An 11,971-nucleotide genomic window follows, 5' to 3' on the forward strand; every position below is an offset into this window, starting at 1 on the left:
GATCCTGTTGTGGTGCCCCGGCGTCCTGCGCGACGCCGGGGTACCGCCGTCTCGCGGGGGCAAGGGCCGCGAGAGTCTGCGTAACGCCCGACACCGGGGGCCCTCGCGTCCATGCGCGGGGCATGAATCGGCTACCCTGTGTGTGTGGCCATTGAATTTTCTGAAGAGATCCCCTCCCTGCGCACCACGATGGAAAACATCCTCGCGGTCGTGCAGCCGGACAAGCTGCGTGAGCAGATCGCCGAGCTGAACGAGAAGGCAGCTGCCCCCGACCTGTGGGATGACCCCAGCGCCGCCCAGGCCGTCACGAGCGCGCTGAGCCACCGCCAGAGCGAGCTTGACCGCGTCACGCAGATGAGCGAACGCATCGACGACCTTGAGGCCATGGTGGAGATGGCCGCTGAGGATCCCGACGAGGGCGCCGACATCCTGGCCGAGGCCGAGGCTGACCTGGAGCAGCTGCGCAAGGACCTGGGCGACCTGGAGATCCGTACCCTCCTGGACGGCGAGTACGACGAGCGCAACGCCGTCATCACGATCCGAAGCGGTGCGGGCGGCGTGGACGCCGCCGACTTTGCTGAGATCCTCCTGCGCATGTACCTGCGCTGGGCGGAGCGTCACGGCTACCCGACCAAGGTCATGGACACCTCCTACGCGGAAGAAGCCGGCCTGAAGTCGGCGACCTTCGAGGTTCAGGCCCCCTACGCCTACGGCACGCTCTCCGTCGAGGCCGGCACCCACCGCCTCGTGCGCATCAGCCCCTTCGACAACCAGGGCCGACGCCAGACGTCCTTCGCCGCGGTTGAGGTTATCCCCCTCATCGAGACGACCGACCACATCGAGATCCCCGAATCCGAGCTCAAGGTCGACGTCTTCCGCTCCTCGGGCCCCGGCGGCCAGTCCGTGAACACGACCGACTCGGCCGTGCGTATGACCCACATTCCCACGGGCATCGTCGTGTCCATGCAGGATGAGAAGTCCCAGATCCAGAACCGCGCGGCCGCCCTGCGAGTCCTGCAGTCCCGCCTCCTCGTGCTGCGCCACGAGGAAGAGCAGGCGAAGAAGAAGGAACTCGCCGGCGACGTCAAGGCGTCGTGGGGCGACCAGATGCGCTCCTACGTCCTCCAGCCGTATCAGATGGTCAAGGACCTGCGCACCGAGTTCGAGTCCGGCAACCCCCAGTCCGTGTTTGACGGAGACATTGACGGCTTCATCAACGCCGGTATCCGCTGGCGCAAGAACGAGAAGAACGCCGCCCAGGACTAAGCGCACGCGTCTCACTTTTCCCGGCCCCGGCCTCGTCAATCCATGAACGAGGCCGGGGCCGCCCGCATCCTCGAGCTGGCGCGGGTGGCGCTGAACAAACCACACCGCCGGTTTTCCGCGTGTCGCACCCGGGTCGTGACCCCATCGTTACCTAATCTGGCAGAGACTATTGACCCCGATCGGACGGTCCCATGATTCGTTTTGATGATGTCACCATGGTGTACACGCCAGGTGCCCAGCCCGCGCTGGACCACGTCTCGCTGGAGGTGGAACGCGAAGAATTCGTGTTCCTCGTCGGCAAGTCGGGTTCCGGCAAGTCCACCTTCCTCCAGCTCGTCATGCGCGAGATGAAAGCAACGAGCGGCAAGGTGTGGGTGCTCGGCAAGGACGTATCCAAGCTGTCCACCTGGGCAGTGCCGAAACTGCGCCGTCAGATTGGCACGGTTTTCCAGGACTTCCGCCTGCTGCCCTCCAAGACCGTCTACGAGAACGTCGCGCTGGCCATGCAGGTGATCGGTAAGCCCCGCCACGCCATCGAGACCTCCGTCCCCGACGCCCTGGACCTCGTGGGCCTGTCGGGCAAGGAATCGCGCCTGCCGCACGAACTGTCCGGCGGCGAGGAACAGCGCGTGGCCATCGCCCGCGCCATGGTCAACCGTCCCGAGCTGCTGCTCGCGGACGAACCCACCGGCAACCTCGACCCTGAGACGTCGCTGGGCATCATGCGCCTGCTCGACCGAATCAACCGCACGGGCACCACCGTCGTCATGGCCACCCACGACGCCACCATTGTTAACCAGATGCGCAAGCGTGTCATCGAGCTCGAGGCCGGCGACGTCATCCGCGACCAGAACCGCGGCGTCTACGGGGCCGGGAGGTAAAGGTAGTGAAGCTTCGTTTTATTTTCTCCGAGGTCGGCAAGGGCCTGTCACGCAACCGCGTGATGAGCGTCGCCGTCATCCTCGTGACCTTCGTGTCCCTCCTCTTCGTGGGCATCGCCGGCCTGACCCAGATGCAGGTCTCCAAGATGAAGTCGGAGTGGTACGACAAGATCGAGGTCACCATCTACATGTGCGCGATCAACGACGCCGCCCCCAACTGCAACTCAGTCGAGGCGACCGAGGAACAGATCGACGCCGTGCGCACCAAGCTGGCCTCCTCCGAAATGACGCCCTACGTGGCAACCGTCTACGAGGAGACCAAGGAAGAGGCCTACGAGAACTTCAAGCGCCTCAACGGTAACGACGCACTGACCCAGTGGACCACTCCGGACATGCTCCAGTTCGCGTTCCGCATCAAGCTGGTCAATCCCGAGCAGTACTCGGTGGTCAAGGAGGAGTTCTCCGGCACCGCTGGCGTGTCCGAGGTGCGCGACCAGCGTGAGGTCGTCGAACCGCTGTTCCGCGTGCTGGGCGCCGCCCGCACGGCTGCCCTGGGCCTCGGCGCGATCATGGTCGTCGCGGCGATCCTGCTGATCTCCACGACGATCCGCCTGAGCGCCATGAGCCGCGAGCAGGAAACCCAGATCATGCGCTACGTGGGCGCCTCGAACCTGTTTATCCAGGCCCCCTTCATGATCGAGGGCGCGCTGGCCGCACTGGTGGGCGCAGCCTTCGCGATCGGCACCCTGTTCGCGGGCGTGCACTTCGTCGTCCAGGGGTGGATGGCACCCGCCTTCAAGTGGACGAACTTTATCGGTATGAGCGAGGTGGCGATCATGACGCCGATCCTCGTCCTGGCCGCGGTGGCGCTGGCGGTTATCGCCTCCATGTTCTCGCTGGCCAAGTACACGAAGGCGTGAGTCGCATGTTTTCTCTTCATCGTCGTCCCCGCCGCGGCTTCGTCCGAGCGGGCGCCCTGGTCCTCGCGTTCGCCTCGTTCGTCGCGATGAGCCAGACGTTGCCCGCACGGGCGGACGACGACCGCGACGCCGCCGCTGACGCGGTGGCTAACGCGCAGGCGACCGTCGATGCTCTCCAGTCTCAGCTCGAAGGCATCGACGCGTCGCTGGCGCAGGTCTTTATCGACCTGCAAAACCTCAACGCCCAGATTCCCGACGCGCAGACCGCCTACGACAACGCCGTGGCCGACTACGACAAGAAGACGCGCGAACATACGACGGTCCTGGGCGAGCTGAACGCCGCGAAGGGCGAACAGACCCGTATCGACGATTCGCTGACCGACGCGAACACGCAGGCCGACGACTCCCAGCGGGCAATCGGCGACCTGGTTCGCCGCAAGTACCGCGACGGCAACGTCGACCCTGTCGCCGTCGCCCTGACCTCCGGCGGCACCGAGTCCATCACGGAGCGGGCAGCGGTCGCTGACATGGCGCTGCGCACCGAAAACCAGACCATGACCTCGGCGCTGGACGTCTCCTCCTCCCAGCGCACGCAGTCCACACGCCAGGGCGCGATCACGGATCGCATCTCCGACCTCGAGGCCAAGGCCGCGCAGGCGGAAAAGGACGCGAAAACCGCGAAGGATGACGCCGACGCCAAGCTCACGGACCTCAACACGCTCAAGGATCAGGCCTCCGCGAAACAGGCCGAATGGGACGCGCAGAAGGGCGACGTGCAGGCCTCGCTCGACCAGGCCGAGGCCGACTACCAGGCGCGCAGCGATGAGCTGGCGGCCATCGACGCGGCGAACCAGGCCACGGGCGTGTCCTACACGTCCTCCTCGGGCTTCCGTAACCCCCTCGACATCCCCATCGTGGTGACCAGCCCCTTCGGTATGCGCTACCACCCGGTGCTGGGCTACATGAAGGGCCACTCGGGTACGGACATGGCGGCCGACTGCGGCACCATCATTCGCGCGGTCGCCTCCGGCTACGTCAGCGCCGTCTCCGCGGACGTGTCGGCGGGCAACTACGTGGATGTCAACCACGGCATCGTCGGCGGCAACTCCGTCATCACGGAATACCTGCACATGCAGGCCCAGTACGTGTCTCCCGGACAGTACGTAAACGCGGGCGATGCCCTGGGCGAGGTCGGCTCGACCGGCTACGCGACGGGCTGCCACCTGCATTTCGGTGTTCGTGAGAACGGAAACTACGTTGAACCGATGGATTATTTGTAATCCGCGTTAGGATTGACCCTTGTAGCGTTTTCGCTGCGGGGGTCTTTCCTGTCTGAGCAGGAATACGAGTCTGGAGGGAGGCAGGTCATGCCCAAGGAATGGAAGAAGCCCAAGCCCACGGAGGGGCAGCGCGCCAAGGCTGCCTCCGACGCGAAGAAGACGATCGCCCGTAACAAGAAGGCTCGCCACGACTACACGATTGAGGACACGTGGGAGGCCGGCCTGGCCCTCATGGGTACCGAGGTGAAGGCGCTGCGCATGGGCCGCGCGTCCCTCGTCGACGCCTGGGTCGAGATCAACGGGGGAGAGGCGTGGCTGTACGGCGCGAATATCCCCCTGTACTCGCAGGGCTCGTGGACGAACCACGCGCCCACGCGCAAGCGCAAGCTGCTGCTGCACCGCGCCGAGATCGACCGCATGCAGGACCGCGTGGCCGCGAAGGGCTACACGATTGTGCCCCTGGAGCTGTACTTCATCGGGGGCCGCGTCAAGGTTGAAATCGCCCTGGCTAAGGGCAAGCAGGAATGGGATAAGCGCCAGGCCCTGCGCGAGAAGCAGGATCAGCGCGAGGCCGAGCGCGCGATGCGCCGCTACGTGAAGCAGGCCCGCCGGTAAGGGAAAGAAGGCGATTACGTGCGAGGTTCCATCAGGTTTTTTCGTCGTGATCTTCTGAGGCTGGTGCGTGTTCCGGCCGCCTGGATTGTCATCATCGGTATGGCGTTCGTGCCCGCGCTCTACGCGTGGTTCAACATCGCGGGATTCTGGGATCCCTATGCCAATACGTCGCAGATTCGCGTGGCCGTAGCCAACGAGGACGAGGGAGCAACGAAGGACAGTCTAGGCACCATTAACGTTGGTGCAATGCTGGCGTCACAACTGAAACAAAACGATCAGCTGGGCTGGCACCTCGTGAGTGCGGACGAGGCCCTGGCTGAGGTTGAGCGCGGTGATTCCTATGCCGCTTTCATTATCCCGGCCTCGTTCTCTTCCGATCTGACTGGCATTGTTGACGGTACGTACGTCAAGCCGAACATCCAGTACTACGTCAACGAGAAGAACAACGCGGTGGCTCCGAAGATCACGGGGGCGGGTTCGACGGCGTTGGATCGGCAGATCAACGCGACGTTCGTGTCCACCGTCGCAAAGGTTCTGTCCGAGAAGGCGTCCGAGGCCGGAGTGAGCATCGCGGATCAGGCTGACACTGCGCGTGCAGACGTGGTGACATCGCTCGGGGAGGCATCGACGAAGGTACAGAACGCGTCGGACACCCTGTCCGGGATGAGCGAGACGATTGACTCCGCGAAGGATTCCGTGGCCTCGGCGCGTACGACGCTGGGGGAGCTCGATACCGCGGCCGACGACCTGTCGACATCGCTGGACACGGCCGACGCGCTGGTGACCGACGCTCGCACCTCGCTGGCTGATTTTTCCGCCGACATGGGGTCGGTTCTGGATGGTCTATCGACCAATACGTCGGATGCGCTCGCCGGCCTGTCGACCGACGCGGGCAGCCTCGACGGTGCCGTGCAGGGCGCAACGGGCAGGCTCGACGGCCTGCTTGTGGAAGGCAACTCGATCAACACGACGGTCGGTACGGTCCTCAGTGACCTGGACACGGCGGGGGTGGGGAATCTTCCTGGCGTGGGCACCGCCTTGACGGATCTGACGAACAACAACACGTCGCTGTCGACCGCGATCAGCGACCTGACGACGCTGAACACGGACCTGTCCACGTCCTCGACGTCGATTTCGACGGCTCTGTCCTCCGCATCGACCGCTGCCAGTTCCGTGCAGACCGCTGTGTCGAACGCGCGAACGGGCGTGAGCGGCGAGGTTCCCACACTCTCGGCGGCCATCGATGATTTTTCGAGTGCCTCCTCATCGATGCGTTCCTCGCTCGACACCCTGCGCAGCCAACGCGACGATGTGTCGAGGCTGCTCGACCAGTTGGATTCGCTGCTCGATGATACGAAGAGCGCCACGTCGAATAGCGCCACTAACGCGGACGCGATAAAGACGGACCTGGATACTGTCTCGACGGATATCTCGTCGATCGCGTCGTCGAACACGTTGCGTGACCTGGCAACATCGCTGGGGACCAACGCAGAATCGGTCGCCTCCTTCATGGCCTCGCCGACCTCGATCCAGACGCAGACGGTGTTCCCGGTCGCCGCCTACGGGTCGGCTATGGCACCCCTGTTCACGAACCTGGCGCTGTGGATCGGCGCGTTCTCCCTCGTTCTTCTCATCAAGCTCGATGTTGACGAAGAGGAGATCGGCCCGACTTCCTCGGCTGCTAAGTACATGGGCAGGTGGATGTTGCTGGCATTCTTCGGCATCATCCAGGCGCTTGTCGTGTCGATCGGTGTTCTCGTGATCGGCGTGCAGACCGTGTCGCGCCCAGCGTTCGTGGGGACGTCGATGATCATCTCGCTGGTCTACGTCTCGATCGTCTACATGCTCGCGACGTGCTTCCAGCACATCGGCAAGGGGCTGTGCGTCATCATCATGGTCGTGCAGATTCCCGGCTCCGCCGGCCTGTACCCGATCGAGATGCTGCCGTCCTTCTTCCGCTTCCTGCACCCGCTGTTCCCCTTCACCTACGGCATTAACGCGATGCGTGAGACGGTCGCAGGCTTCTACCGGCATGAGTACTTCTCGGCACTGGGGGCGCTCGGCATTCACACGCTGCTCGCATTCGTCATTGGGCTGGCGCTGCGCCCCTTCCTGGTGAACCTGAACGCGATGATCACGCGGGATTTGTCGTCCTCGGGCCTGTTCTTGGCCGAGGCGACGCGCGTTCCCTCCAGCCGCTATCGCCTCACCCAGATCGTTGCGGCGCTGGCCGATCATGAAGGTTTCCAGCGGTCGGTGTCCGCGCGTGCTGCCCGCTTCGAGCGCCGCTACCCGCGCATCAGGCGTGGCGCCATTGTGCTAGGTGTTCTCGTGCCCGCGGCTCTCGCTGTTCTGTCGGTCACGAATTCCGCCGAAGTGCCGGTTGTGCTGGGTGCGTGGATCGTGTGGGTTCTGGCCGTCATCATGTTCCTGATCGGCTTGCAGTACCTGCGCGAGGCGCTCGAGCGTCAGCAGCTGCTCGGTGCCATGGACGAGAGCGATGTGCGTTCGCTGCTGACCCGCCGCATCAAGGGTGCCCGCTCGCGACTCGCGCTCGGCGCAGCTGCCGTGAGTGCGTCGATTTCCTCTGCCCTGGCGGCGTCCCTCGCACAGTACGACTCCGAGCACGGCAGTGATGTGAGCGAGGAGTCCGAGGACGAGGCCTGCCCGGACTCCGCCGACACCGCCCCCTCAGCGCAGGGGAAGGCGAGCGCTGAGGCCGACCCCGGCCTCGCGGATGAGAACAAGTTAGCGGAGGGAGCCGAGATCGCCGAGACCGACCCTGTCCTCGCGGATGAGAACAAGTCAGCGGAGGGAGTCGAGATCGCCGAGGCCGACCCCGGCCTCGGCGATGAAGCGGATGCCGAGTGTACCCAGGACGAGGAGGGCGCGAAGTGAGAACCATGTGGGCTATCTACCGCGCGGACCTGCGCCGCGCGCGTCGCTCCTTGATTGCCGTCGTCGTGACCTTTGGACTGATCGTCATCCCCTCGCTGTTTACGTGGTTCAACGTTGCGGCGTCCTGGGATCCCTTCGGCAACACGCGTTCCCTGCGCATCGCTATCGCGAACACGGATGTGGGCTACAAGTCCGATCTGGTGCCTCTGCACATCAACATCGGTGACCAGGTCGTCTCCGCGCTGCGAAAGAACGACAACTTTGACTGGGTGATTGCCACGGAGGACGAGGCCATCGAGGGGACGCGCTCCGGCGACTATTACGCGGCCATCGTCATCCCCGAGGAGTTCTCGAAGGATATGCTGACCTTCTTCGACGGCGAGGTGTCTAGCGCCCCCATGACCTACTACGTCAACGAGAAGAAGAACGGCATTAGCCCCAAGCTCGCTGGCCAGGGCGCCGAGGCCGTCAGCGCGCAGGTGAACCAGACCTTCGCACAGACTCTCGGCGAGGTTGCGCTGGACACGGCCTCATCGATGGGGGACGCACTGTCCTCGACGACCGCAACGGGGGCCGTCACCAAGCTCGATAACCGCGTGCAGTTGGTGGCTATGCGCCTGCGTACCGCTGCCGACAGCGCGGATGCGTACGCTGCGTTGGCCAGCTCTTCGCTGACTCTCATCGATTCGACGACCACACTCGTGTCCGGCGTGGGGGCCGCGAAATCCTCCGCGCAGTCAGCTGTCGGCAGCGCCGACTCCGGGGTGACCGGTCTGACCGCTGCAGCCACGGGAGCGATTGCCTCTGTCTCGAGCGCCATCGACTCATCCAAGACAGAGCTGGACACGCTGTCCACCTCCGTGGAGAACGTGTATTCCACGGCGTCAACCAGTGCAGCCGATGCCTCCGCGTCGCTGCGGTCGCAGGCGGGAGTCTTGGACTCGCACGCGACCACGTACGAAGACATCAAAAAGACGCTCAAAGACATGCCAGGTTCTCCCGTATCCCAGTCCTCCCTGGATACGCTGCAAAGCACAGCCGACCGGCTGCGCACCCTGGCGACCAACCTGCGCGACGCGGCGACCGACCTCGACACGAAGACCTCGAACGCGCAAACCAATCACGACAACATCACCGCGCTGATTGCCGACGCGCACCAGGCCGTCGACGACCTGTCCGCAGACTACGACAACGATCTGAAGCCGAAACTCGACTCACTGGCATCGACCCTGTCGTCGGCCCAGAGTTCTCTGTCGTCTGCGCGCTCCAGCTTGTCCTCCTCGACGTCCACTGCCTCGGACGGCAGCGACAGTGCGCGCGAGAAGCTCACGAGCTTGCGTGACAGTCTGACCTCTGCGGCAACGGATATGCGAGATTCTGCCGGCAAGATGGACTCGCTGCACAACTCCATCAAGGAAGCGCAGGACAGCGGCGATCTGACGACCCTGAAGGACGTCATCGGGAACAATCCCGAGGCGTTGGCCGCGGCCATCGCCGCCCCCGTCGGCGTCGATACGATCCCCGTCTATCCGGTGGCGAATTTCGGCTCTCAGATGGCACCCATGTATACGATCCTGGCTCTGTGGGTCGGCTCCGTTCTCATGGTTGTGTCCATCCGCTCCGACGTGACTGACGAGAATGTTGCTGATGGCCTGGCCGAGGATGATCCGCTGCGCGCGACGTTGACCGCTTCGCCGATCCGCCTGTCTGCCGGGTACCTGGGGCGCTACCTGATTTTCGGGACGGTGGCGCTCGCCCAGGCGACTCTGCTGGGGCTGGGTGACCTGTATTTCCTGAAGGTTCAACACAACCACCCCCTGGAGTTCATGGGCACCCTGTGGCTGACGGCTGTGGTGTTCTCGTTCTTGCTGTACACGCTGATCGCGACGTTCGGGAATGCGGGCAAGGCCCTGGGTGTGCTCTTGCTGGTCCTACAGATCTCGGGAGCCGGAGGAGCGTTCCCGCTGGCAATTTTGCCGCCCTTCTTCTCGTCTGTGTCCCCGTTCCTGCCGGCCACCCACGCGATCACGGCGCTTCGTGCGTCGATCGCCGGATACTCGGGGCACGAGTATGCGGACGCCATGTGGTTCCTCGCTTCCTTCATCCTGTTCGCCGCGTTCCTGGGGCTGGCTTTGCGCCCATTACTGGTGCGCGGCAATCGGCGGATGGTGGCCAAGCTGGAGTCCACGAAGCTCCTGTAGGACAGCGGTGCTCGTAGGGACGAGGCCTGCGCGTGTTCGCGGGGCCTCTTTCCTCGGGCGATGGGTTTTCTGTCTTGACGGCGTACGTGGGACGGTTGTATGCTGATGTGTCCGACGGTCTGCGGTAACGCTGGGCGTCGGGGAGTTGAAAACTCAAGAGGGGATGATCGGTTTCGACAGTGGTCGTCGATCGAAGTGAAGCGAGCCGAGAATGTACGCTCAACTCGTAAACGATGCGTGCAAACCAATAGGTGCCGAACAGAATCGCACCGACTACGTTCTCGCTGCCTGATATCGCAGCCTGAACCTTTAGTCCGTCAGCCCGGGAGTTGCTTCCGGCCCGGTGTCTGGCGTCGTCTAGGGAGCCACTGGGAGTCGCCCATGTTGGTGGGGCGCCTCCGACACTCAATCAACTGAGCCCATCCGGCGGTGAGTCTACGCAATGCCGGGGGCCGAGAAATAAAACCGTAGACTGCGCTCGGAGAAGAATTCGGGGCCGACTATTGGACGGGGGTTCGATTCCCCCCATCTCCACCATCCCACCCCGGGCTTCCGTTGGAAGCCCGGGGTTTGTTTGCGTTTCGGGCGCTCCGCTTTGGTGTGAAGTGAGCCTAGGCGCCTGAGAGCCCTTCGCGCAGTTCTGCTAGTTCTTCGTCGAAGAATCCCGCCGCTTCTTCGTTGATCGCTGCGAGCCGCTCAACCCAGGCGACCGTGACCGCGCCGTATTTGACGAGCGACGAGACTGCGCCGTCAACGTCGGGGCCGTCGCACTCGAGCATCATACGCAGGTATTCAACTTCCTCGAGCGCGTTGCGCTGCTCGAGATCTTCGATGGCGTCTTCAACAAACGCCGTCACTGTGTCGTGGTCCATGCGTCGACACTAGCTGGTGTGCTGTTGTGCCGCCTGGTGGCGCACGCGCGTCTTGCGCGAAACACTTGATACTCTCGTGTGTGGAGCGAGGATTCCCCCTGGGCTAGTTGTGAAATAATCAACCGTCAGAAGGCCCGGAAGCGGGCCTCGCTCCCTCTTTGTCGTGACGAGGCGTCTCTAGGTGATAGGACGCTAGGGTTACAGGCCAAAAACGTGTTGGTTGTATTGTGCCTTTTTGGCTTGTTGGTACGGGAAAGTCGGTGTTGAAGTTGGTGGGAGCCAACTTGAAGGATGGACAAAACATGTTGGTTTTGTAGCGACTTTTCGGCTTGCTGGTGCGGGAAAAGCCACATTGAAGTTGGTTGTTTCATCGTGGGGGTATGAATACCCCAAATGCCCGGCGTGCGGGCGAACGATGACCAGGTATGGGCACTCAGCGTCAGGGGCGCAGCGATGGCGCTGCTCCCTGTGTAATATCAGCCAGGTCAGCCGCATTAATTCCACAGCCAAGCATCTTGATGTGATGTGTCCCGGGTATTGGGGCAGTACGGCCACACAGGTGGCGGTATTAACCCCTTGATGCGCAGCTAAACCCTACGAGTGGAGTATGGGCACCCCCGCCTACCCCACCACCTATCGGGTTAACGTGCGCATCGTGGGGCCCAGGGGGCCACCTGTCGGGTTAGTAGCGACAGTCGCTGTGTTTGTGCGGGTGCCCGTGTAGACAATCCGTGCCGACTAGGCGTGAGGCGAGAGTGGCTGGCACCGTGGGAGCCTTGGCGCGTCAATGTGGAGGAGAGTCGAAGTGAGCCTCGTAGCGTGCACTCGTGGATAGGTAACGATGTCATGGATAGGTTATGACGACGCGGATAGCTTAGTAACCTATCCGCAAGCGCCTAACCTATCCGCAAGCGCCTAACCTATCCGTGAACGCCTCCTCCTGTGGGGTTGTGCGCAAGTTGTTGACGGTTTGTTTATGCGGCTTTTGTCCAGGCCGCTTGGTGTAGTTCGTATTCGATGGGGGATTTGCCGCCGAGG

The 11,971-nt window shown here is 63.3% G+C and carries 8 protein-coding genes and 1 other RNA gene; 8 read left to right on the top strand and 1 reads right to left on the bottom strand.

What is annotated here, in order from left to right; translation table 11 throughout:
* Positions 1-144 precede the first annotated feature (144 nt).
* The 8 genes from prfB to ssrA all read left to right on the top strand — a co-directional run bounded on the left by prfB (position 145) and on the right by ssrA (position 10,598).
* The gene (gene prfB, locus O3669_RS03715) at positions 145-1,266 is read left to right on the top strand and encodes a peptide chain release factor 2 (protein WP_295918632.1); all 1,122 of its coding nucleotides are present in this window, start codon (positions 145-147) and stop codon (positions 1,264-1,266) included.
* A gap of 191 nt (positions 1,267-1,457) precedes the next feature.
* On the top strand, positions 1,458-2,147 hold the full coding sequence (gene ftsE, locus O3669_RS03720) for a cell division ATP-binding protein FtsE (protein WP_009648381.1): 690 nt from the start codon (positions 1,458-1,460) through the stop codon (positions 2,145-2,147).
* 5 nt (positions 2,148-2,152) lie between these two features.
* Positions 2,153-3,067 carry a permease-like cell division protein FtsX gene (gene ftsX / locus O3669_RS03725; RefSeq protein WP_295918629.1) on the top strand — a complete coding sequence of 305 codons (915 nt, stop codon included), beginning with the start codon at positions 2,153-2,155 and terminating at the stop codon, positions 3,065-3,067.
* A gap of 5 nt (positions 3,068-3,072) precedes the next feature.
* On the top strand, positions 3,073-4,347 hold the full coding sequence (locus tag O3669_RS03730; protein ID WP_295968798.1) for a peptidoglycan DD-metalloendopeptidase family protein: 1,275 nt from the start codon (positions 3,073-3,075) through the stop codon (positions 4,345-4,347).
* 87 nt (positions 4,348-4,434) lie between these two features.
* Complete coding sequence (gene smpB / locus O3669_RS03735) at positions 4,435-4,962, top strand: SsrA-binding protein SmpB (RefSeq protein WP_003790105.1); 528 nt, start codon at positions 4,435-4,437, stop codon at positions 4,960-4,962.
* Positions 4,963-4,980: 18 nt separating this feature from the next.
* Complete coding sequence (locus O3669_RS03740; protein ID WP_371523692.1) at positions 4,981-7,860, top strand: YhgE/Pip family protein; 2,880 nt, start codon at positions 4,981-4,983, stop codon at positions 7,858-7,860.
* Positions 7,857-10,061, top strand: a complete 2,205-nt coding sequence (locus O3669_RS03745) for a YhgE/Pip domain-containing protein (RefSeq protein ID WP_371523693.1) — start codon at positions 7,857-7,859, stop codon at positions 10,059-10,061. Before O3669_RS03740 ends, O3669_RS03745 begins: the two co-directional genes overlap by 4 nt.
* Before the next feature lie 159 nt (positions 10,062-10,220).
* Positions 10,221-10,598: a transfer-messenger RNA gene (gene ssrA, locus O3669_RS03750) on the top strand.
* Between the two features lie 74 nt (positions 10,599-10,672).
* Here the strand turns inward: ssrA and O3669_RS03755 are convergent.
* Positions 10,673-10,933, bottom strand: coding sequence for a hypothetical protein (locus O3669_RS03755; protein ID WP_295918616.1), 261 nt, complete (start codon positions 10,931-10,933; stop codon positions 10,673-10,675).
* Positions 10,934-11,971 lie beyond the last annotated feature (1,038 nt).

Origin of the sequence: Pauljensenia sp. 20925_1_34, from assembly GCF_041432775.1 — a bacterium.
In the GTDB taxonomy this organism is placed as follows: Bacteria; Actinomycetota; Actinomycetes; order Actinomycetales; family Actinomycetaceae; genus Pauljensenia.